Below are 23,667 nucleotides of genomic sequence, written 5' to 3' on the forward strand. Positions count from 1 at the left end.
AAATGGAGAAATTTTGAATTAGGTAGTTAGACTAGGTACCCCAATTAATTCCCCTACTTGGCCCATGGAAAGACTTTGCATCCCAAACCTATCACGGAGAGATTGGAAATGCTCCAAGACTTCCAACAATTCCTTCATGGAGCTTTGGGGATCATTTCCAAAGTTATGGGGGTGCCACCACAGGTGATAGGATTCTCCATTTCGGGCAGCTGCTTCCATCTCCTGTTTGATCCGATTTAATCGGAGTCGATTCATAATTCCTAATCCTTTTGGGCTAAAAGGCCTCAATATTCGAGAGGCAGGAAGGATTAAGGGTTCGTTGGGATACGCTTTCAACTCTTCAAGAAAAAAGGTACTTCGCTCACCCACTTCAAAAAAACAGTCTGCTGATCGGATGATTTTTTTTCCCAAATCTTCATGCTGGGTTTCCTGCCAAAACCAATTTTTAGGATTTCCACGAACCACTTCATAGCCTTCCTCCAAACAAATTCCTAAATAGAGTTCATTGATATGGTTTCTGGGAAATACAAGTGATTTTAAGCGTGTTTCAAATTTATCTTCTGCGATTCGCTGGGTAGCTTGAATGTCCTGCCGAAACTGCTCAGGACTTTGGCCCCGCATCAAGGTATAGTAATGCGCATAGGTATGGGATCCAAGCTCTTGTCCTGGAGTGTCCACTATCTGGCGAATCAGATCTGGAGCAAAATGAACTTCAGGTTTGATTCCATGCTGTTTGGCCCATTCATAAGCAGACAAATTACGATTCCGATAGGAAGGCTTGTATTCAGGAGAGTAATACTTCCATTCCTCTTCATTTTCAGCAAACAGCATCCCAACCGTAGCCCAGGTTACGGCAATTTCATGCTTGGCAAAACTTTCCAGCATCTGAGGAATGACTTTTCGGGTATTGGAAAAATAATCAGGACGGTAGGTCGTACCCACCTTATCAAAAATCCCCCAAAGGAGTTCGAAGTCCAAGCTAATAATCAGAGTACTGTTTTTCACGGAGCAAAAAGCGTATGGATAAAAATAGGGGGATTTTTTGGTTTTAGAAATTGGGTTGGGTTTGGCTTAGCGTGATGTGCTGTCTTTTCGGACCCCATCGGGGTCAGATATGGATAGCCCAGCGTTTTAACGCTGGGTCAAATAGGTATGCGGAATAATGCGCGCTGGGCAAATAATTCCAGTTGAAAAGCAAGAGTCAATCCCAGTGAAATGGAAAAGATTGATTGTAATTTTTTTATTCAGTCCATTCTCAAGATTAACCCGTCAGAGAATCCTCTATTCCCTTCTTTCTATGGCACTTTTTTCTTGATAAAAAAGTACCCAAAAAATCAAGATTCAAAAATGCTCCTACCGCACACGGCCGGTCGCTGGCCCGCTTTTGAATCTTCCCCACGCGCCCAAATTATGAACGAAGGTGCTCAATTGTATTTATTTCTGAATTCTTTACCCCTCACCCCTAACACCAAAAACCGCCTGTCTTCTAGGGCCACATCCTTCACCCCCCCAATCACAATTGACTATAATTTTGATGATCGCTCTCTTTTTTGGGCACAACGTTACCCGATAGTTGATTCTAACAATGACCCCATCGGGGTCATATATAGGTAGCCCAGCGCTTTAACGCTGGGTTAAATAAATATGCGAAATGAAAAGCGCTGGGCTATTATTTCAATTTGGAAAACAAAACTCAATCCCAGCGCAATGGAAAAATTGGTTGATTATTAAATTTTATTCAAGTCATTCGTAAGATCAACCCGTCAAAGGAACTTCCATAGTTCCCTCTCTTTGGTACTTTTTTCTTGATAAAAAAGTACCCAAAAAATCAAGATTCAAAAATGCTCCTACCGCACATGGCCGGGCACTGGCCCGCTTTTGAATCTTCCCCACGCGCCTAAATAATCAACGAAGGTGATCAAAGTATTTAATTCTGAATTCTTCACTTCTCTAGCCTGCCTCCAAAAACCGTCTGTATTCTAGGGCCACATCCTTCACGATCTAAATCCACTTTCAAATTGAAAATAAATGTTCGCTTTTCAATTTTACCCCATCGGGGTCAGATATGGGTAGCCCAGCGTTTTAACGCTGGGAAAATGATGTGAAAAATATGGATATGCGCTGGGCTAATATTTCAATTTGGAAAACAAAACTCAATCCCAGCGCAATGGATAGGCATAGACAATTATCAATTTTTAAATTCATGGTTCAATGAATCCGGATTGCAAATCCGAGGATATTACCTCGAGATTGCAAATCTCGAGGAGCGAGATCTCGAGGAGCGAAGGAGCGAAAAAACAAACCCTAAATCACCTGACTCAAAAGCCAAAATCGCCTTACCGATCACTTCCTTTGATGAACTCCAAAAAAAATCCACATTTTTGCGAGGCCTAACCACAAATTCTCTTGGCAGAAAAACGAATTAAAGTACTTCATCTCATCAAAAGCCTTGGTCGAGGCGGCGCGGAAAAACTGATTCCAGAGACGGCCTTGGTCCATGATCAAGAAAAATTCGAATTTCATTGCCTTTACTTTTACCATCAGGAACAAAACATCGTCGATGAATTAATCGATGCCGACATTCAAGTTCACTTAATCCCTTCCAGTAACCTGGGTTTATTTTTCCAAGTCAAAAAAGTTCGGGAGTTTATTATTCAGCATCAGTTTGATTTGATTCACGCCCATTTGCCCTGGGCTGGTATCCTCGCTCGATTTGTCGGTAAAAATCTTCAAATCCCCATTGTCTACACCGAACATAACACTTGGGACCGATACAATAAGGTTTCCTACTGGGGCAACAGACTTACCTTTAAGCAGCAGGATGTGGCAATTGCCGTTTCCAACGAGGTTGCGTTATCCATGCAATTAAATGCCCCTTGGGATCCGTATCGAAAAGGGGGCAGGCTTAAAATAAAGGTGGTTCAAAATGGAGTCAATACAACGGCATTTACGAGATTAGAACAAAACTCAGATCAAGTAACCGCTCTGAAAAAGAAGCTTTCCATTCCAAAGAATGCTCCTGTGATAGGGAAAGTTGCTGTTTTCCGCTCGCAAAAAAGATTATGGCTTTGGGTTGAGCTAGCACTTCGAATTATAAAACAAAAACCGGAAACCCATTTTTTATTGGTTGGGGATGGGGAATGGAGAGGACGGATTGAAAAACAAATTCAGGAATCTGGATTTGGAGCTCATTTCCATTTGGTGGGAGTTCAAAAGGAAGTGATCCCCTATCTGAGTTGCATGGACATTTACCTGAGCACTTCCGAATTTGAGGGGCTACCCATTGCCATGCTGGAAGCCATGTCCTGTAAAATCCCCGTAGTTGCCACAAGAGCAGGTGGAATAGGCGAAGTAATCCAACATGGCATACAGGGATTTCTTTCAGAAGTGGATCAATGGGAGGAATTGGAGGAATACTGTGTTAAACTTTGCAATGATTTGGAATTGCATCAAAATTTAGGGAATGAGGCTCGGCAGCGGGTCATTCAGAATTTTTCCATGATTCGTATGGTTAGTGAATTGGAAGATATTTATCGAAGAGTGTTGAAGTAAAGGGAAGTTTTTTTAAAGGTTGTTTTGATTCGTAGTCCTTAATCCGAATTTCAAATCATTCCCAATTCGAGGTTCGCTCTTTGATTAATTTTCCCATAGGAATTGGTATATGGCCCAGCGTTTTAACGCTGGGTCACAGAAACATGGAAAATGATAAGGGCTGGGCTATTATTTCAATTTGGAAAACAAGACTCCATCCCAGCGCAATGGAAAGGAATAGACAATTATCAATTTTCACATTCAAGGCTCAATCCATCCGGATTACAAATCCGAGGATATTACCTCGAGATTGCAAATCTCGAGGAGCATATTTATTTCTTAATAACCCGTCAGAGGAACCACCTTCGTTTCCTTTCTCCAAACTTTTGAAGCCAAAAGTTTGCAAAAGCTTGTGGCCTGAATCCAGTCTTCAAACTGGTTGAATTCTTCAATCAAATCCTAGCCTTCCATCCAGTTTGATTTTTGGTGTCGGGTCTCGGCTAAATTCAGGCGGATCTCCCTCGAATTCTCGAGTGAGCTAACCTGAATACTTCACGCCTCTACCCTTCCTCCAAAAACCGCCTGTCTTCTAGGGCCACATTCTTTACGATTCAAATCTCAATTGACTATAATCTTGATGATCGCTCTGTTTTTTGGGCACAACATTACCCGATAATTGATTCTATCAATGACCCCATCGGGGTCGGATATGGGTAGCCCAGCGTTTTAACGCTGGGAAAATGATGCGCAAAATATGGTAAAGGCGCTGGGCTAATATTTCAATTTGAAATCCAAATCTCAATCCCAGCGCAATGGAAATGAATGGACAATTATCAATTTTCAAATTCAGGGTTCAATCAAACCAGATTACAAATCCGAGGATATTACCTCGAGATTGCAAATCTCGAGGAGCGAAAAGAGCGAAAAGAGCATAATCGCTCTGCTCAATCCACCACCCTCAACCAATATTCCGGAAACAAAAAAGGTCGGAGAATTCCCCGACCTACACGAATTGATTTTAAATTCTTAAACCTCTAAATCGCCGCTTCAGCGAGTTCTCGTTTTCTTCGCTCCTCCTCCACAATGCGATTGTAAATTTCAGCCCGCTTCTTAATTCGATTGGTTTTCTCCCAATCCATAAATGCCACAATCACAAAAAGCATAAAGTACATGATCTGGGATTTTTGCCGGATGATAATGCCCAAATTCGACATCACAAAGGTCATGGAAATGGAAATGGAAATGAACACCACCCCAGCCATTTTTACCATCGCCGGGGCGATCCGGATATAATCGATAAAGCTCTTTTTCAAAATCCGGCTAAACATATAGATATAGAGGGCATTTTCAATAGAAACTACAATTCCTAGTGCATTTGGGGAATCAATAAACAGTGGCCTAAACCAAAAAGTAAATAACTTCATAGGAAGGTTGTAGTTACTCATATCCACTGCTGATCCTGCCGACTGTAGCCGTTGAGCGTTTAATGAGGTCTCCTCCTCAAAACTTTGTATAACGTTATTAGGATCATATCCTAAAAAAACCAACAAATCCTCATACACATAAATACTCATTCCAATCGCAAACACCACCACTGCATACTTTTGGTAGAGAGGTACTTTTTCACGCCCCAAAACAAATCCTACCCCCATTCCAATCAAGACCGCGAATAGAATATGGGGTCGAATCATGTAACAAATAAAACTTCCTAGAAGAATGAGAAAAATTCGCTTTTGAGGCCAGGACAATCCATAAGTCAGAAATCCCAATCCCGCAAAAATATAGGCACCTTTTCCCAAAGATGCCGTCCAAAAATGCATATTCGGCAAAAACATAAAAATCGTAATTGCATCCCATCCCTCAAACTTGGGATTGAAACGCAAATTCTCCTTCATAAAACAATAAAAGTAGACAAAGCCCCAAAAACCCACCCAGGTGGAAAGGAACATCATCATATCATAATTGAAGCCCAACCATTTAGCAAATGGATAATTGATCCATTCAATAAATAAGGTTCCTGGCACAAAGGCATCAAACCAATTTTTGTAATGCTCATAACTTCGAAAATACATTATAGAATCAGACCTATTGACCTGGGCATAAGCCCAATAGACCAACCCAAAAAACATATGATACCAATACATTTGGTTTAATAGCCCTGCTTTCAACCATTTGTGTTCTTTTTGAAGGTTATTCAAAATCGGCTGAGAGACAAAAAAAAGCAGGATGACTAAGAGTACGGCGCCGAGCAAGGGGACTATTGGTTAGTGACAATCAAATATAAAAAAGACAGGTGAATGTTGTTCGAGGTTCGGAGTTCAAGGTTCAGGGTTGGTCGAACTAGGAAATTGTATTTTGTTAGGGGTTCGAGGTTCAGGATTTAGGGTTCGGAAATGGGCATAATGTCGAAATGGGAAACTGAGGAATTACTTGTGTGAGCAAATAGTGAAGGGGAAAAGCTTAGGTTTGATTGAGAAGAGACTTGTAAAACTGCTCGAATTGGAGGGAGACTTGAGGGAGGGAGTATTGGGTGCAAACGAGCTGATGGGCTTGGTCTAAGATTTTTTGTTTGACTTCTTTTTCCATTGAGAATACTTCCTGAATGGCTTTTATAAAGGCATGGGAATCGTTTGGGGGGATACACCAGCCGGTTTCTCCAGTTTTAAGAACTTCAGGAATACCTCCTACGCTATAGGAAATTACCGGAATTTTACAATGCATCGACTCTAAAATCACTGCTGGCAATCCTTCAATTTTGGAGGGTAAAACCAATGCTGCAGCCTGACTTAAAATAGGAAAAGGATTGGATTGGTTGGGTAGTATGTAAACTCGATCTTCAAGTCCAAAATCCTTAATTTTTGATTTCAGGCTATTTTCTAAGTACCCTTTCCCCATAAATACCAAATTCAGATTTGGCCAAAGGTTCTGATTTTTATAGAAAATAGTCAAAAGCCATTCTGGGTCTTTCTCAGGAACAAAGCCTCCCATAAATAGCAAAAAGTTTCGAGGTAAAACTAGATCGCAAGGTTGATTGCTTAAATGGTCAATTTTCGGAAAATCAATCCCTATCGGGATGGTTTGGGTTTTCTTTCTATAGCTATAAAAATGAATCAAATCTATTCGAGTAGTTTCTGCTACTGAAACTACTCCATGAGTTTGATTTAATAAAAAGCGATAATACTGTTTTTGCCAAAATGACTTAACAAATGGGCTCATCATATTCGCATTGCGATAGACCAATTGAAATTTAGTTTTTGCAATTTTTTTCACAAAAACACCATACCGAAGTGTTTCTGAAGCATTTGCTTGTACAATATCCGGCTGAAACGAATCGATAATACTTTTGAGTTTCCAAACCCCAATCCAATCCAGTTGGATCCCATCAGGTCTCTCCAAATGGTTGAATTCTCCAGAATAGTTCAAATCTTTTGTACCAGATAAAATACTAATTACCAAAACTTCATGGCCTTTATTTTTCAATTGTTCTGAAAGTTGAAGGCTAAAAATTTCGGCTCCTCTCCGTTGAGGGCGAGTAAGCAACTGGAGGATTTTCATAGTTGGGAATAGAAATTTAAAAATTCAAAAACCTTCTTTTTAAGGTTGAAGAAGGCTTTTGCTTTTTCGATATCCTTCCTACTCATTCTTAAATATTCCTCATAATTGTTGTAGACTGAATTCATCGCCTCAATAAAACCTGCATCGTCATTTGGATCAATTAAAATCAGAGAGGGAAATTCTTTTTTGAGTTCTTGTATTCCTCCTATTCCATAGGAAATTATAGGTATTCCTAGACATAAAGCCTCTGAAATCACAGCTGGCATCCCTTCGATTAAACTTGGTAAAAGCAAAACAGTTGGAATTGACACAATATGCCATGGAGCTGGTACTGCTCCCTGAACAGAAATCTGTGATTGGAGATTTTTTTCGCGCACCATTCTTTCAATTTCTTGCATCAAAGGACCATCACCAACAAGCTGAAGATGCCCTCCAACTCCTAAATTCAACGCTTTTTGAAAAATCTCTATTAGGCTAAAGTGATTTTTTTCAGGGGTAAATCCACCGATATGAAGCCAGGTTAACTTTTGATGGCCCACCAATTGAACCTCAGGTATATGAATGCCGATTGTAATTACTTGATGAGGAAGTTTTGGGTTAAAAGTGTTTTCGATATCAGATTTACTATACTTAGAAACCGAAACCAATCCATTCATTCTACTCAGGAAAAAAGAATTTAGCTGCTTTTGGAAGTCATTTCTGAGATAGTAACTCATGACCCCACCATTATTAAAAATCAATTTGGGTTTCTTGATAAAAAAAAAGGAAGCCAAGGCCAAAAACTTAAAGGTATCCCCTCCATTGGCTTGAATTATTTCTGCATCAAACGCCGAAACAATTTTTGCAAACTCTTTCCATTTCTTAGGATTCCAAACTGCCTTGGAGGACTTCAGACCTAGCGATTGAATTTCTCCTTCAAAGGGTAAATCAAATAAACCAGAGTATAGACAAACCAATTTTACCTCTAAACCCTGAGTGGTTAACTCCTGAGCAAGTTGCGAAGCAAAAATTTCCTGACCTCTTGCTTGTTGTTTATGGATTAAGAAAATAATCTTCATTTTCTGGTATAAAAATCAACAATCCAGCGATCCCCTAAAGCATTCATCGTATGGAGCCCCAAATTTCCTTGATTTTCATCCGGCTCAATTCGGTAGGACTCTTCTTCATGATAGGAACTTAGGGTGAGTTGTTTTACCTCCATGACCCGTATTCGATGCCCATATCTTTTTTCTGAATCCTGTGCAGGTCGAAATAGCTTTCCATCTTTTTGAAACAAACTACCTGCAGGTCTGGAACATCGCACATCAGATACGATAGGATTTTTTGGATGGGAAATCCATTTGGGAGTAAATATGGATTCGGTATAATATAAATACAGCTCATCAAATGGAGAACAACCAGGATGGGATTTTTGGTTAACAAAAAGCCAATACCCTTCCTCTGTTTTCCAAAGTGTAGGATCATATGCTTCTTCTTCGAAAATAAGTCCATATTTTTTCCAACTAAATGGAAAATCCCTTGCCTGATAGAGGAATAATTTCCCCGAATCTGCGGATTCTGGAATCATCCAATAGCCACCATCCTCTTTCCAAATAAAAGGATAGGAAAGGTGATAATCCTCTTCAATAACTGGAGTGAAATTTCCTTCTTCGTCAACAACAACGATATGTCCTTTCTTTTTTCTCTTATCAAACTGCTCTGCAAAAACCCAAACCTTATCCTCTTCCAAAATTGGAAATGGATCAGCTAAAAAGGACCTACTTCCTTTTTTTGGTTGAATCAGTTGAACTTCCGTAGTTAAAAGAACTTGATTTTTAAAAGACAAATTTGATGTCCAACCAATTTCCCAATGTGGGGTTTTAATTCGCTCTAATAACTTCCTTTTGAGATTTCGAGAGAAAAGATTGAGCCCTAATCCCAACATCGATCTGGTTTTAGGAGGCTTACGAATTGATGATGAAAAATTGGAAGTAGAAGATATATCCTTTCGCTTCCAATTATTCGACCCCAAAGAGTTTAAACTTTGGATCACTCTTGCAGGAAAACTAGCGGACATCCAAAATATTCGATTGGCATTTCGCTGAACTGAAAGAGGATCCGTTTGGGTGTGGGTTTGGTAAAGCATCTCTCCTTGGTCCAACTGTTCATTAATTCGCATCAAAACACAGCCTGTAGCTGGAATTTGGCACATTACTTCCCAGAAAGCTGGAGGCCCTCCTCGGTAAATACTTGGATCACCATGGTGAAAGGACCAAACTCCCAGCTTGGGGAGGTTAAGAATTTCACCCGAAAGAATACGAAATCCAAATCGAATAAGAATGTCAGAATTAAAAGTATCGATTCTTTTTAGATCATCCTCAGAAAAATTATCCCTGTATTTTTTTTGGATAGGATTAACGGAAAGAATGGGAACAGTTTCAGGGATAATTTGAGAAAGTGGAACTTGTTTAAATGCATCCAAGGAATTTTTAAAAAGTATTCGATCTAATTTTCTGTAGATCCTATATAACACGGGAGAATTTCCTCCTGAAGGCCTTGGCGAATCATTAACCACGAAAACAGATATTTCTACCTTCCCAGTGGACAAAAGCTTCCTGATCGTCTCAGCTTGCCAAGCTTGAATAATCAAGGAATCCAAAAGAAAGCCTATTCTGTACAAAATCAAAAATCAGTGAGATTGACTTAATTGATGATAAAGGCTCTTCAAAACATCTTCATATTGTTTTGCAATTTTTTCAATATCAAATCGCTCTTCGGAGATTCTGCGAGCCTGAGTCCCCAAATTCTGCATTGCCTCAGGGTGCTCTATGGACCAAATTATTTGTTTGGCTAATTCCTCAATATTCTGAACTCGAAAGACCAGGGCCGTTTTTTTATCCTCAATCGCCTCTAAATTCATGGGGATATCTGAAGCTATAATGGGAATTCCTGCCATCATGGCTTCAACCAAGGCACCGGAAAAGCCTTCATACCAGCTAGGAAAGAGGAAGCAGTGGAATGATGTCCGATGTCCAATATCTGAAGTCCGATGTGCATTCCAATTTGAGATGAGAAGTTCCATCGGGTTGGAGATTCTACCGGGTAGGAAAACTGCATTTTGGAGCTTGAGTTCTTGGATTAAGGTTTCCAATTGATTCCTATAGAGTCCCTCACCAAAGATGGTTAAGGTACAATCCGGATAGGTTTCATAGACTTTAGCAAAGGCCCGAATGGCATCTTGGAACCCTTTTCGTTCCAAAAGGCGGCCGTAGGAAATGAAGTTTCGGATTGGTTCGGACTCCCGAACAACAAAGCGATCTGCAATTTCCATTAGAGATTGCTTCGGTCGTTCCTCCCTCGCAATGACGTCATCCGTCACAGGGATCCCTACAGAGTCGGGATATGCAGTCTCTTCGGGATTCGTCACTGCGCCTGCCCGCTGTGGAGGGAGGCTGCTATCTGATATTTCAGATTTTATATCGAAGCTTTCAGCTGCCGAAGCAGTCTCAACTGGAGACGTCATTGCGAGGCTACTTTCCTTTAATTTTGAATTATCCTCTGGGCTTTTTGTAGCCGAAGCAATCTTTTCCTTTGGTTTCGAATTTTCTTCAAAAGATTGCTTCGCTGCGCTCGCAATGACGGGTCGTCCTCGATATACCACCGAAATCTTACCGCGCTCTATTCCCAAAGTCTTCACATGCGAATCGGCCAAGGCATGAGCATTAGCGATCCAATGACAAGGGATGCCTGCAGTCAAGCGGTCGACCCAATACACCACTTTGTATTTAAATCCCTTCTTATCTGTCCATGCCATAGGGGCATAACTGTCATTCACTAAGGTTCCCACCAAAGGAACTCCGGTAAAGAAGGATGCGATTCGAGTGATAATGTCGGCCCGCCATAGAGATGAAACCAATAAATCGGGCTTTTCCTTTCTTATCAGACTGATCAAGCGGCTTACTGCCAAGGTAAAATGATAACCCTCGGGGATATTTAAAAAAAAGAGCCGGATACCGGCTCGTTCGTAAGCTTCTCTGAGGTCATGCTTGGGATAGAAATACACAAATCCCACATCCAACTCCTCCGAAAACCGAGAAAGGATCTCTAAGTGACTTCGTTCAGCTCCTGCATTAACAAGGGCGTCTTGGGTGAAAAGGATTTTCAATTGTTCAGTAAATTCTGTTTTTCCTTAATCTGTCTAAAATTTGCCATTCTTTTTATCCCTTGTAACATTCCTAAAGAAAAGGCGGCTATTGAAAATCTTCTTTTAAGCGGTTGTATCACCTTAAGTACAGCCAATCCTTTATTCCCAAAAGAATCATTCAAATAAATCAGCTCCAAGCCTTTATAAACTTTTAACCACTTAAAAATCACACATTTCTCAGTATATCGTTCGGCATCATCCATAATTATCAAACACCCCACACTCAAGAATGAATAAATATGATCCAATCCTCCTTCCCTCCCATAATAATACTGCGGACCATCAATAAAAACCATATGTACTCCTTTCCCCGTAAAATTTTTACTTGCAAGTTTGTACTTGGCATGAATTCCGAATCGGCTAAAAACAAATCGTAGCTTACCCAATTTAAAATTTAGCTTGTGAGGATCGATCAAGTTTGTTACTGCTTTTGGCACTTTAAACCAATCTTTATTTTCTTCTATTGAAACAACTTCATAATTAGGATTAATCTTACCTAAAGAATAGTGAAAAACGATAGTTGAATATCCAGCCCCAACTTCTACCACCTTGAATACTTTACGCGATCGAGTTATTTGGAGGATAGCTTCTGCTACTTTCTTATCAATAGACCACCCCCCAGGTGCAGAATCCAAAACTAACAAGTCCTCATTAGAGGGATCTTTTAAATCAAAGGACAAGCCTTCATTAGAACAATTTGAGTTCAAATAATTTAGGACACTTTTCCTTACCCAATTCATTTTATAGCAAATTTTTTATGAAGCAAAATTGCATTTGAAGTAGGCAGAACAGAAAAGAAAAAAAATAACAAAAGAGATTTTATAGGATAATTCATCTTTTTAAGATATTGAAAAGCCTTCCCTTTATCTCCGCTGTATAGACTCAGCCACATTGCCTTATGATACCACCATCGTTTCCTGATAGAATTTTTCTTAATAAGTATTTTATATTTTTCATTAATAAAATCGTAAGCCTTTGCTTGATGATGGTATGATTTCCGGACAGACTCATGTGTCCCGATCAAACAATTAACTCCCGTAAATTCCACTCCTAGACCTTCATAGTGTTGTGAAATTCTCAAAAAAAACTCACGGTCAACAGAGGCTCTTAGCTTGATTTCAAACCCGCCCAACTCTTCCAAAACACTTTTTGAAAAACATACTCCAGCGTTTGTCCCGATCCTTAATTGGTCAAAAAAAGTATCACTGGGGAGAACTTTCAATGGTTTCCAAAATTCCTCTTTTATGGAGCTACCCGACCTATTTACAAATCGTACTCCAGTCCAAAAAAATACAGAATTTGGATGATCATAAATCGCTTGGGTTATTTTGTCCAGATAATCTGGCTCATACCAATCGTCACTGTCCAAATAGGCTATCCAGTCGTATGTTGAAGCTTTCCATCCTGTATTTCTGGCAATTGCATTTCCTTTATTTGTTGAATGACTTAGAATCTTAATTCTTGAATCAGAAAATGAGTTTACTACCGACATTGAATTATCTGAAGAGTAATCATCCACTAGGATCAATTCCCAATTCGGACTAGTTTGATTAAGAACACTTGTAATAGCTTTCTCTAAAAATTTTTCCCTGTTAAAAAAAGGGATAACTATAGAGAAAAAAACAGGTTTCTTCATTCCCTTAAATATTCAAAGTTTTCCCTTTTATCCCACGGAGGTAATGCCAAAAAGCCAAGGTAATCATCCTGAAATTTTGAAGCCCATACCCCATTCCAAACTTGAAACCATAAAGTGATTTGGCAGCCCACTTTCCGATTAATCGCTTTCGCATAGTTGGTAAGGTTAGCGAATCTGATATGAATAAAAGATTTCGAAGGCTGTAATATTCCCGTGCTAGGTTCTTTTTTTTCTTATAAAGCGGGCGATCAAAATGGGTACGATGATGATTTTCCCGAAGTGCCAAGAAAACTTCAGAGTTTACCAAGATTGCAAATCCCTTCCTGCTCGCCTTCAGGCAAAAATCCAATTCTTCAAATCCAAAAAACAAACTTTCATCGGGTTTTAATCCAGACTTAATTATATCAGCACTCACCAACATGGACATTCCCCCTGCCACAAAATCCACCTCAACACAAGTTTTTCTTTCCAATAATCGAGATTGAATTCGCTTAACAACACCTTTTTTCCGATCAAAAAAATGACCAACAGAACCGATAATTCCACAGAAAGGATTTTCATCTCGAATGCTAAGGAGCTTCTCAAAGGTATCCGGAAAAAAAGGGGGGTCGTTATCATCCGCCCAAAGGATCCAATCTAGACCCTCCTTTTCGCACAATTCGAGCCCCTTGACTGCCGCACCTGCAGGACCTGCATTATATCCCATTTGGTAATACTTTATTCTAGGATCCAGCAAACTGGCAATCGCATGATCGGTCTCCAGATTTTCCGAGTTATCGATCACCCAAATCAGTTCTGGCGCGACTGTTTGGGAAAACAGCTTTTCCAGCGTATCCAACAAGATTTGAGGACGATGGTAGGTAATCACAAATCCACCAAACCTCATCTCAAGCCAATTTCAGGAGTATAAATTTTCTTTGCCAAGGGAGGTAAATATGCCAATACAATCCTAAAAAGGGTGCTAATTTTTTTTGGCTTAAATTTCCAAGAGATCCATAAGTGCTTCCTTGCGGGTTCAAACCTGCCAAACCTCATTTCGATCACTCCAATATTTTGGTGGTAGAGGTGCTTGACATGTGCGTTGAGGTACTTGTCATGCTTTGCAAGAATACGCCGGATGGAATCCAGCATATTCTGTAAGTTTTTACTCCCTCCATTATGTGATTGATGGTAGATGAAATTCTCCTTTTCGATGTACTGCTTCTTCAAGGCAAGCTGATCCAAGCGAAAGAACAATTCGGTGTTTTCAGCAAATTTCAGAGCCTCATCATAGCCTCCCACCTTTTCAAAAATTGTCTTACGAATCATCCATGCCCCTGGAATCACTATCCCACGGTTGTTTTTGGATGCGGAGACAGAAGTTTCTTCTCCACTCGGGGACACCAGCCTCATGTTGCAATACACCAGGTCAGGTTCATTTTCCGTTCTGGAATAGAAATCCTTTAACCAAGATTCTGTCACGACATCGTCATCATCCAAGAAAATAAGGTACTCCGAGTTTGAATGTTGACATCCCACATTTCGGGCAGAACTCACGCCCAACTTTTCTCCTCTGTGAATGTACTTCATTTTTTCACCCCAATTCGCAAGATCGCTTTTCGCCAAAGGCAATTTGCTATCATCCACCACGACTAATTCGACTTCCTCAGAAATCTGAAGCTTGAGCAGATTAATCAAGCGAATCAGTGCCTTAGGTCGGTCTAGTGTAGGAATGATTATGGAAATCTTCAAGCGTTCAAGTAGTATGTATCCAGAATTTTTTATTGGATTTAAGTTGGGAGAATAGTGCTCTGGCTAAAGAAAAATTATCCCGAAAAGAAGCCCAACGGGAAGTTAAAATAGCCATAGCAAGATCCCTTTCCCATGAGGTGGACGTACCTGATCGAGTTATTCTATTTTTCAGTAAAAGTAACCCTGTCTTTAAAAATTGAAGAAAATAAGCCAACACAAACCTAGAAGAGGTGGACTTAGGATTTAGGAAAAACTGTCTATAGGCAAAAAGCAATGCACCTCCAGCGGCTGTACCTGACTTCATCTTGATTAAATAGTCTGTAGTCATTCGGGATTGTGGCATTGAATGAAAAAACTTCAAGCTTTCCTTGTAATGAATTTCGTAGCCCATCAACTGCATCAGCCAGCAAAGCTCCAAATCATCCCCGGATATCGCCTGTGTTTGGGTTCGGCCTGTCAGGTAAAAGCCATACCCGGAATCTATCAAGTCCAGCAAGGGCTTTTTTCGAAAAAAGGCCGCCGCACCATAAACGTAACCTGGAATCTCCTGAATTTTTCCCGATCGCTCAGCCTGAGGACCTAAAGCAAAACTTTTTTGGTAGCGACTCAGCCAAGCTGGTTCAATCCCTTCCAAAACCGGAATTCCATACCCTCCTAAGACCCCAAGATTAGGATTGGATTGGAACAGCTTGCTTCCCAAAGTTAGGTAGTCGGATGCCAAGGCATTGTCATCGTCACAAAATAAGAGTAAGTTATAAGTTGCCGATTTGATCCCTGTCAAGCGGGCATAAATCAAGCCTGCCTTGGGTTCAAAAATGTAGCTAGTTGGAAAATCAAAATGATCGTATAGCAGGTAATGCTTCAACCACTCACCTGTGCCATCGGTAGAGGCATTGTCCACCAAAATCAATTCTTTGGGCACCTCAGGATCAAGCTTTTGAATTGCCTCTAGCGTAGCAGGCAGCCGATCTTTCCCGTTGAAGGTGCAGAGAATTATACTGACTCCCTCTCCCATCAATCAGACTCCGAAAATTCGGAAAATGCCATTGGTCAGTTTGGATTTCAACTTGCGGCCTATCCGGTGCTTTAGTTCATTCGGTGGTTCTTTAAACTTCAGCAAAGGTTTTTTCTTGCTCAGGTTATCATATCCATTGGCCAACAGCTGTTTTTCGTAGTTGTCAAAAAGCTCCCTCAGCGCCCCTTCAGATTCCATATCAAACTCCGCAGATTGGATTCGTTCTGTCATCGTAGCCGCTCCGGGTTTGAATCCACTGAAATGGAAAAACACCAAAGGAGTTTCGGGATCATTCACGAAATATTCTTGCTCGCTTTTTCCCAGCTTCCGCTCGCTGAGGTTCCACCAGGCCATATTCCAGCCGGGATGCTTTACAGAAATTATTCCCTTGAAAAAAAGTGGAGCTAAGTCCATCCATTTCTGATCCACAAAAATTCCCCGGCACTTATCCAACTTGCAGTGGGTGGTCAGGCGGTCCTTCCACCACTGAATGATTCGGTCAGTCTCAGCACTACGCTGCATACCGATGTAGCCCAAATTATTGTAACCATGCTTAAGCGAAGCCAATTCTCCACGGACGAGATGCTCAGGAAGGCGAAGCAAATTGGGAGTAAGCTGAATACTGGCTTCCGATGTCCATTCGCTATCCAGCAATTCCGGAGATTGGTAAAACAGAATGTCCGGATCGATGTAATAAATGCAGTTCACCTCCGGATGATTATGAAACAGGTATTCAAAATAAAAGGGCTTCACCGCCGTATTGAACTCAATGATATTGTATTCAGCCAGCATGGTCTCAAACTCTGGATAGCCCAAGTCAAAACAAGGTAAAAACTCAACACCACACCAAGCGGAATAATCGATTTCAGGATGGATACGATCCACCAAGCCAATAATCAAACGAAGATCGGGATCAAAGGCCTTTAAGGACTTGCCTAATGAAAGGGCGAAAGGCAGATAATTATTCGAGCAGAGGGTGAAGTACAAGGAGGTCAAGGGGGGAATTATTAATCTAAAAGGGGTTTCCGAAGGATGTATTTATAGTAAAGAATTCTGAAGAAAAAGGAAAAGGGCTTTGCTTGTATTCTAGTAACCAATCGATAGTATTGGCGATACCGCTGGTGGATCAAATAACCATGTTTAGACCCAATATAGAAAAACATCCGCTTTCTTCTCTCCTCTACTAAAGAACCCATAACTGAACCTTTCCTTACCCGATAATCGAATAGTTGTTCTGGAATAAAATAAGACCTCCAAGAAGTTTGACCCATTCTAATCCATAGGTCCCAATCTTCAAATCCTATCAAATCTGGATGTTCATCAAATTCCCCCACTTCTAAAAAGGCCTCCCTCCTAACAAGGGTACACATATCAATGTAATTTCCTACTAATAACCTATCCATGGAATATTCAACAGTCTCAAAAACTTTTAAAGAATCTGATATATCCCCAAAAAAAGCGGGTCGACTATAAACCATACCAATACTTGAATCTTCGGTTAAAATTTTCAGGCTTTTTCCAAGGTATTCCGGACGGATTAAGTTATCGCTATCTAAAAAAAGGAGAAACTGTCCAGTTGAATGCTTGACACCTAGGTTTCTTGCTGAGGCTGGGCCAGCATTTTCTTTAGTTAATATCTTTAATGTAGGATCTGATTTTAAATCAGCTAAGACTTGTAAAGTGATTAAATCTGTAGAACCATCATCGACAATTAGTATCTCATAATCTTTAAAGACCGATTCAGAACAACTTACCAATGCTTCCAATAGAAACGCACCAGAATTAAAGCAGGGAATTATAATAGAAATCATTTTAAAAAAGCATTCCCCTTCTTTGATTTGTTTCTAACAGAGATGACTTCAAACAAAAATGGTAAGAGCTTGAACCAAACAATAACTTCAAAATAATATTCATTCAATTTCAATTTCAACAAATATATAAGTGATTTTTTAAATGAATTAAAAATAACTATGAAAAGGCTGTAAATAAAAGATGAATTAATATTTGTGAGTTTGGCAATCGTTTCAAAGACTTCTCTTTTAACTTTCGTATTCCATCTCTGAGAAATAGTAATAGCTCCAGTAGAATAATGTCTGATTTTCGAATCCAAAATCAAATAATTTTTATACTCAAAAAATTTTAAACGATTGTAAAAATCAATATCCTCACAATAATGAGGAAAAATAGGATTAAAACCTCCAATTTTTTTCAATGTATCCACTGGAATAAGCCATGCAGCAGCATTTACAAAGCCTATTTCAATGCAAGATTCATTCTTGAAGAAGAAATTAGACAGTAGGTTTTTAGGGCCTGATCTTCGAAGAAAATATTCAAAAATAGGTTCTAAAGCATCTCCAGACCAACTTAAATGAAGCGGTGAAATAAAACCGAAGTCCTTAATTTTATTTGCCTGATCCAGTAATTTTTCAATAGCATTAGGTTCAAGAATAGTATCTTGATTTAGAAAAAAAACATACTCATAATTATTTTCAATAGCATATTTAATTCCAATATTATTAGCTTTTCCAAATCCAAGATTTTTATTGTTGCATATTAATTCAACATAAGGGAAATCATCTTTTATTATTTCTATAGAACGATCATTGGAGCAATTATCTATAATTAATACTTCTGTATTAATTGTTGAAAAATTGATTGAGTGAAGACATTCTTTAATGAATTTTGACCCATTATATGTAACAATTAAAATAAGAACTTTCAACTAATCTTATTTTTAAGAGACTTTATCAAATCCCAAGGTTTAAAGATTGAATCAATCAACCGATACCGAAATCCGGATTTAAGTCTTTTGATTTTTGCAGCCACAATTTCCTCAACCATAATTTTCTCATTGATGGGATTGGTAAACAAGGAATCCATATCCAATGTAGCAATAGGTTGATTGGAACAGATGGCAACAAGGTATTCCGGATGGAATCCTGCCCGGAGATCAAAGCCCTGAAAATCGCCTGTAAAAAACCGAAAAGATGTAGAACTAAAATCCTTGTCCACCATTAAGGATCCTTTCACATATTTTTGTTGGATAACCTTGGCATTTTCAAAATAGCGGTGGATAAGATCCCGAAATTCCCATTCGTACAACTCCTTTTCATGAAAAGGATTTGAGTAGTTGACTTCGTCTGAGTAAACGGATTTTTCAGGCGTGGAAATGATCAAAATCCCATCGGGCTTCAAGACCCGCTTGATTTCTGCAAATGTTTGTTCGTGATCCGAGACATGTTCCAAGGTTTCAAAAGAAACAACTACGTCAAACGAGTGATCGGGACTGGGAATTTCCAGAATACTCCCTTGAATAAATTGTAAATTTTCTTTAGGATAAGAAGCCCTCGCATGGTCTATGGCTTCCTGAGCCAAATCCACTCCGATTACCTGGCTGGCTTCCTTGGCTAGCAAAAAACTTCCATATCCCTCCCCTGAGGCAATATCCAATACGTTTTTGTTTTTGACCATTTCTAGGCAAATGGCATATCGATGCAAATGCTCCATGGCGGTTTTATCCAAGGCTCCTGGCATCAACCGCTCTCCTGTAAATTTCAAGGAACTCATCGTTTTTTTAAGAATCCTTTGGTGTTGAAGGTCGCACTTTCCCCAAAAAAGTTGACCCATTTCAAGTCTATGGAAAATTCAGGATGTTTTGGAAGAAACTCTTCAATGGCTTTCACAGGGCCTCCTCGATAGGTTTTTTTCCTATCCAAATCATCGATAATCCCATCTTCTACAATCAAATAAGAGCCCTTAGTAACCAAAGGCGCAAACTTGGAAATCGCCTGAAGGGTGTTTTGGTAATAATGAGAAGAATCTTCAATAACCATGATGGTCTCATAGCCAGATGCCAAATTCAAATCATAAGCATCCCAACCCTCATGAAAAGTGGAAATTCTGGGATGGGATTTGACTAAATCCGGGGCTTCATCAGTGATGTCAATGGTGTGAATCTTTCCTTTACCCATATTTTCCATCAAATCTGCCATATATAAGGCACTTCCACCTTTGTTGGTGCCGATTTCAATCAGCAAGTCTGGCTGGATCTCAGAAAGAATCATCTGATACATCACATAGTCAAAAGGACATTTTACACAGGGAACCCCTCTGTAGGTAACCTGATGGTGGCCTTTGTCAATTCCTTCTAAGGAATAGGATTTTTTTCTTTTAAACATTAGCTAACTGATTTTCTAATTTCATTCCAATTAAATTTTGGTCTCACTAGCCCTGGAAAATATCCCCCATAAATTCCTCTGGCAGAAGTTCCGTCTACTTGATCCACGATGGTGAGAGAAAGTATTTTTTCCTCGTGTTGATACACTATAAAGGGAGAATAACTCATCAAGGCAACGGAAAAATAAATAACTCCCTCTGTAAAAAAATGAGAAGGAATTTTAACAGAGGATGTATACGTGCCTTTCTGAAGAGGAGAGGGATTCACCATGTAGTCTACGTGATGGGAAGTAAATAAGTGATCTCCTTCCTCATTGTGTACATTGATCCCCGGTGAAACAGTCAATCCATCCTTATTGACTTCAAAGGTTACTTCCACTTCCAGCTCTTGCCTTACATCTGCAAAGATTTTCAACACTTGTTGTTTGGATTTGACTTCTACTTTTCGAATAGAAACTTCCTTTCCTTCCCCCTGCAAAAGGATCCTAGCACTAGTTTCATTTTCATGAGTACCCAAGTATTTCTTGATGGCTAAGCTTGGATTACCTTCAAAACTCACAAGACCATTTTTTAAGACTAATACTCTGGAACAAAGTCTCGTCACAGCATCCATTTGATGGGAAACAAAAAGTACCGTTCTTCCCTGTCCTGCCACCTCTTTCATTTTTCCCAAGCACTTTTTTTGGAATTCATAGTCCCCTACCGCCAAGACTTCGTCTATGATCAGAATTTCAGGATCTAGGTGGGCAGCCACGGAAAAGCCTAACCGGACTTTCATTCCGGAGGAATAAAACTTGACAGGCGTGTCGATAAACTTCTCTACCCCGGAGAAGTCGATGATTTCCTCCAGTTTGGAATCTATTTCCCGTCGGGTCATCCCGAGAATTGTCCCGTTCATGTAGATATTTTCTTTTCCACTGAGTTCGGGATGAAAGCCCGTACCTACTTCCAAGAGGGAGGCTACCCGTCCCTGGATTTCAATCTTTCCAGATGTCGGGTCGGTGATCTGGGAGAGTATTTTAAGTAAGGTGGATTTCCCTGCGCCGTTTTTCCCAATGATGCCCAAAACCTCTCCTACCTGTACCTCAAAGGAAATGTCTCTCAAGGCCCAGAAAACGGAATCATCTTCTTGAGCAAATTGATTTAATTGGGTAAGTTTTTTTAGGTTATGAATAGGATACCTAAAGAAGCTTGAAATCTGTTCGACAAGGGTTTCAGGTGATTTTTCTCTAAGACTTATCCTATATCTTTTTGACAAATTTGAAACAGAAATTATCGGCTTAGACATTTTCTTCTCTTAATTTTAATTCACCATCAAATCCTATAAACTGCCTCCAAAATTGAGGTTCATATTTTCCCCAGCCATGACAACCAAAAGGTAATTGGTGATTGTTTAATCCAAAACAATGCAGAGGACATGCTTCAAAGCTAAAACACAAAGCATCGTTCAATCCCGCTACTTTAAACCAAGAAAATTTTCTGGGGATTACTTTGGACCAAAAGATATCCTCATTTTTATCTATTAAGGTAAAAATTCCTTTGAGCTTTGAAAAGCTAAACTCCTTGCAAGAATTGGAAAAGAACTTCCAAGAGTTTTTCCTTACCTCAACATATTTAAAATTATACTTAAAAACAATCCACAATCGAATCAGGAAATATTTCCAATGAAACACCCGAATAAAATCATCGACCTTTCTCAATGAAAGTCCTCCATTCCCAACCCCTATAAATTCAATTTTATTTTCTATTTGTCTAAACCACGGGGCACCCACATAAGAATACCCTTTGGATAACCAATAATCAAGGTTTTCAGAAAAAACATAAGCATCCAACTGGAAAATAAGGATAAATTCAAAATCTGAAAATCGACTATAAAATTGATGACCCCTCAAAAACTTATTGTAACCATCCAAGGAATCAAAGAAATGCCTTGGGAAAAATTGGGTAGAAAAATTCTGGTCATGCTCAATGAATTCTTTCTCATACTGGCTTAAATCAAGACCAGGGTAGGTAAATACAATGATGTCAAACTTGGCTAAATTACTAAGACAGGATCGTAAAGAAATTAACTCTTCTTTGCTAGGAGCCTGCTTATAAACTGGGATTAAAACTGCTAGCTTTTTCACTTTAAAAAAATCCTTTTTATCAATACCATACCCGTTCAAAGCCCCCTATTTTTCTCTTAATTTTACTTTCCCAAATTTTGGTCTGTCGGATACCCAAACCAATTGATTTTTTTATCCCTTTAGATCGGGTAATTTTTGGACCTTCAAACACCTGTTCAAAGAATATTAGGAGCCTTTCCTGATCAAAATATTCTGTCAATTGATTTCCATTAAAAATCGGTTGCTTAATAAAATCCTGGTAGGCTTCTTCGTTTTCATTCAGTTCCTGGATTCGTTGGATCATGGCCTCATCGGAATCAAAATCATGCCGATTGATAATCCTTCCCGGATTAAAATCTCTTTCTATGCAAGGACTTCCCCAATAAATGGGAATACATCCGGCAATAAAACAATCCATAATCTTTTCCGTCACGTAGCCTGGATATGAGCTGTTTTCGTAGGCAATACAGAATTTATAAGGCCTCATGAATTCAATTTTATTTGGAACCGGCCCCCCCACATTATTCATCACCTTACCGCCTGAGTCCACCAAATCATACAGCGAAAGTTTCTCAAAAATTTTATTCCTTTCTTTTGCCCCTCCATTAGATGCCACAAAGCAGCAGAATTTGGATTTGGGATTTTGTTGGATGGTTTCCAAATGCTTGGGGAAAACCAAGGTAGAGAAATCATAATACCAAAGGATCGAATACAAGGGTACCCTCAGGTAATTTGGTCGGTCAATGAAATCAAACCCCAAGGCATAGTCGCATAGGAAAAAGTTGGGCCGATGATTTTCTCCGGTATAAAAAATCTTTGGACAATCATACTTTAAATGCTCAATACCCCAGGAGGAATAAATAATAAAATCAGGATTTTGATCAACCAACTTTACTTGGAAATGGTTTTGAAGAAAGGTGAAAATCCGATCCGTCTCTGGTACAAATTCTTTATAGTGATCAACGAATTTTAAATGAATCATTAAATAATCTTGACTAATTATATATTTAGAAGGAGATATCTCTTTTATAAAATCAGAATAGATCAACGAATTTTTTTCCAATTTCAATCCAAGTAGAATTAACCTTCTTATTGTACAAGTTTTGATGAAATTTTGACCAAAGAGAATTTTGAGTAGGCAATTCAACTGCCTTATCAACAAAATCACGATCACAACTCAATACAAAACCATTTTGGTCACTTATGATTCTTTCCTTCATACTACCTAAATCTAAGGTTACGCAAGGAATTCCTAATTCCATTGCCTCAGCCACAGAAAGACAAAAAAAATCTCTGCCACATCACCACGATATAGCATCACTCTGGATTTTTGAATTTCAGAAATCAATTCTGCCTTTGAAACAGGATCGTGAAGAAATATCCCAAAATCACTATAGTCTTTGGCATATTGAATAGCCATTTGCATACGGTCCGATACAGACTTTCCCCAATTTCCATAGGGAGTAGGTCCAGAGAATACATGAAGCTCAGCATTCGGAACTTCCTTTCTAATGTCTATCCATCGATCCACAAGCCAATCTAAAGAACGAAGTGGATTTGAAGTGAAAATAGCCCTATGCCCAGGAACATTCAATTCTTTCTTATTCAAAAAAATCTATCATTTAATCCTTATGGGATAATTAAATTTTTAAAAAAGGGCCATCCATAAAAAGTATAACGATGATAATTTCCAGAGAAAATTAGCGTAGGATATCTTTTAATGAGAATCTCTAAA

General features: G+C 39.3%; 22 protein-coding genes. 1 reads left to right on the forward strand and 21 read right to left on the reverse strand.

Translation table 11 applies throughout. The annotated features are described in order from the left end of the window. Positions 1 to 18 precede the first annotated feature (18 nt). The gene (locus AO498_RS13555; protein WP_067548712.1) at positions 19 to 1,005 is read right to left on the reverse strand and encodes a polysaccharide deacetylase family protein; all 987 of its coding nucleotides are present in this window, start codon (positions 1,003 to 1,005) and stop codon (positions 19 to 21) included. A gap of 1,401 nt (positions 1,006 to 2,406) precedes the next feature. Between AO498_RS13555 and AO498_RS13565 the strand changes: the two genes are divergently transcribed. Then, a complete protein-coding gene (locus tag AO498_RS13565) occupies positions 2,407 to 3,552 on the forward strand; it encodes a glycosyltransferase (RefSeq protein WP_082792241.1) in 1,146 nt (381 codons plus the stop codon). Between the two features lie 1,013 nt (positions 3,553 to 4,565). On the opposite strand, the gene AO498_RS13575 is transcribed toward AO498_RS13565, so the two are convergent. From AO498_RS13575 to AO498_RS13670, 20 genes are all read right to left on the reverse strand, one after another. Beyond that, positions 4,566 to 5,783: a hypothetical protein gene (locus AO498_RS13575; protein WP_067548722.1), complete on the reverse strand. Its 1,218-nt coding sequence runs from the start codon at positions 5,781 to 5,783 to the stop codon at positions 4,566 to 4,568. Positions 5,784 to 5,991: 208 nt separating this feature from the next. Beyond that, positions 5,992 to 7,086: a glycosyltransferase gene (locus AO498_RS13580; protein ID WP_067548725.1), complete on the reverse strand. Its 1,095-nt coding sequence runs from the start codon at positions 7,084 to 7,086 to the stop codon at positions 5,992 to 5,994. Continuing rightward, positions 7,083 to 8,144, reverse strand: coding sequence for a glycosyltransferase (locus AO498_RS13585; RefSeq protein ID WP_067548728.1), 1,062 nt, complete (start codon positions 8,142 to 8,144; stop codon positions 7,083 to 7,085). The genes AO498_RS13580 and AO498_RS13585 overlap by 4 nt, the downstream gene beginning before the upstream one ends. Further along, complete coding sequence (locus AO498_RS13590; RefSeq protein WP_082792242.1) at positions 8,141 to 9,751, reverse strand: glucosamine inositolphosphorylceramide transferase family protein; 1,611 nt, start codon at positions 9,749 to 9,751, stop codon at positions 8,141 to 8,143. Before AO498_RS13590 ends, AO498_RS13585 begins: the two co-directional genes overlap by 4 nt. A 3-nt stretch (positions 9,752 to 9,754) precedes the next feature. Beyond that, positions 9,755 to 11,230, reverse strand: coding sequence for a glycosyltransferase (locus AO498_RS13595; RefSeq protein WP_067548734.1), 1,476 nt, complete (start codon positions 11,228 to 11,230; stop codon positions 9,755 to 9,757). Then, entirely contained in the window at positions 11,227 to 12,009 is a 783-nt protein-coding gene (locus tag AO498_RS13600; RefSeq protein WP_067548737.1) for a class I SAM-dependent methyltransferase, read from the reverse strand. The genes AO498_RS13595 and AO498_RS13600 overlap by 4 nt, the downstream gene beginning before the upstream one ends. Next, positions 12,006 to 12,905, reverse strand: coding sequence for a glycosyltransferase family 2 protein (locus tag AO498_RS13605; RefSeq protein WP_067548740.1), 900 nt, complete (start codon positions 12,903 to 12,905; stop codon positions 12,006 to 12,008). Before AO498_RS13605 ends, AO498_RS13600 begins: the two co-directional genes overlap by 4 nt. A gap of 4 nt (positions 12,906 to 12,909) precedes the next feature. Then, on the reverse strand, positions 12,910 to 13,791 hold the full coding sequence (locus tag AO498_RS13610; protein WP_067548743.1) for a glycosyltransferase: 882 nt from the start codon (positions 13,789 to 13,791) through the stop codon (positions 12,910 to 12,912). Next, a complete protein-coding gene (locus tag AO498_RS13615; protein WP_067548746.1) occupies positions 13,788 to 14,636 on the reverse strand; it encodes a glycosyltransferase family 2 protein in 849 nt (282 codons plus the stop codon). The genes AO498_RS13610 and AO498_RS13615 overlap by 4 nt, the downstream gene beginning before the upstream one ends. A 4-nt stretch (positions 14,637 to 14,640) precedes the next feature. Further along, positions 14,641 to 15,651, reverse strand: coding sequence for a glycosyltransferase (locus AO498_RS13620; RefSeq protein ID WP_067548749.1), 1,011 nt, complete (start codon positions 15,649 to 15,651; stop codon positions 14,641 to 14,643). A 3-nt stretch (positions 15,652 to 15,654) separates the two neighbouring features. Beyond that, positions 15,655 to 16,638, reverse strand: coding sequence for a hypothetical protein (locus AO498_RS13625; protein WP_192842561.1), 984 nt, complete (start codon positions 16,636 to 16,638; stop codon positions 15,655 to 15,657). A gap of 20 nt (positions 16,639 to 16,658) precedes the next feature. Continuing rightward, the gene (locus AO498_RS13630; protein WP_067548755.1) at positions 16,659 to 17,462 is read right to left on the reverse strand and encodes a glycosyltransferase family 2 protein; all 804 of its coding nucleotides are present in this window, start codon (positions 17,460 to 17,462) and stop codon (positions 16,659 to 16,661) included. Then, the gene (locus AO498_RS13635; RefSeq protein ID WP_067548758.1) at positions 17,459 to 18,373 is read right to left on the reverse strand and encodes a glycosyltransferase family 2 protein; all 915 of its coding nucleotides are present in this window, start codon (positions 18,371 to 18,373) and stop codon (positions 17,459 to 17,461) included. The genes AO498_RS13630 and AO498_RS13635 overlap by 4 nt, the downstream gene beginning before the upstream one ends. Then, positions 18,370 to 19,218 carry a class I SAM-dependent methyltransferase gene (locus AO498_RS13640; protein ID WP_067548760.1) on the reverse strand — a complete coding sequence of 283 codons (849 nt, stop codon included), beginning with the start codon at positions 19,216 to 19,218 and terminating at the stop codon, positions 18,370 to 18,372. Before AO498_RS13640 ends, AO498_RS13635 begins: the two co-directional genes overlap by 4 nt. Continuing rightward, the gene (locus tag AO498_RS13645) at positions 19,215 to 19,829 is read right to left on the reverse strand and encodes a CmcI family methyltransferase (RefSeq protein ID WP_067548762.1); all 615 of its coding nucleotides are present in this window, start codon (positions 19,827 to 19,829) and stop codon (positions 19,215 to 19,217) included. The genes AO498_RS13640 and AO498_RS13645 overlap by 4 nt, the downstream gene beginning before the upstream one ends. Next, positions 19,829 to 21,115, reverse strand: a complete 1,287-nt coding sequence (locus tag AO498_RS17335) for an ABC transporter ATP-binding protein (RefSeq protein WP_082792245.1) — start codon at positions 21,113 to 21,115, stop codon at positions 19,829 to 19,831. Before AO498_RS17335 ends, AO498_RS13645 begins: the two co-directional genes overlap by 1 nt. Continuing rightward, positions 21,108 to 21,953, reverse strand: a complete 846-nt coding sequence (locus tag AO498_RS13655) for a DUF5672 family protein (RefSeq protein WP_148660240.1) — start codon at positions 21,951 to 21,953, stop codon at positions 21,108 to 21,110. The genes AO498_RS17335 and AO498_RS13655 overlap by 8 nt, the downstream gene beginning before the upstream one ends. A 19-nt stretch (positions 21,954 to 21,972) precedes the next feature. After that, positions 21,973 to 22,914 (reverse strand): glycosyltransferase family 10 domain-containing protein, encoded by a 942-nt coding sequence (locus tag AO498_RS13660; protein WP_067548768.1) that lies wholly within the window; start codon positions 22,912 to 22,914, stop codon positions 21,973 to 21,975. A 52-nt stretch (positions 22,915 to 22,966) separates the two neighbouring features. Next, positions 22,967 to 23,194: a glycosyltransferase gene (locus AO498_RS17425; RefSeq protein ID WP_067548771.1), complete on the reverse strand. Its 228-nt coding sequence runs from the start codon at positions 23,192 to 23,194 to the stop codon at positions 22,967 to 22,969. Beyond that, complete coding sequence (locus tag AO498_RS13670; protein ID WP_067548775.1) at positions 23,185 to 23,541, reverse strand: hypothetical protein; 357 nt, start codon at positions 23,539 to 23,541, stop codon at positions 23,185 to 23,187. Before AO498_RS13670 ends, AO498_RS17425 begins: the two co-directional genes overlap by 10 nt. Between the last annotated feature and the right edge of the window lie 126 nt (positions 23,542 to 23,667).

Source organism: Algoriphagus sanaruensis, from assembly GCF_001593605.1.
Taxonomy (GTDB): Bacteria; Bacteroidota; Bacteroidia; order Cytophagales; family Cyclobacteriaceae; genus Algoriphagus; species Algoriphagus sanaruensis.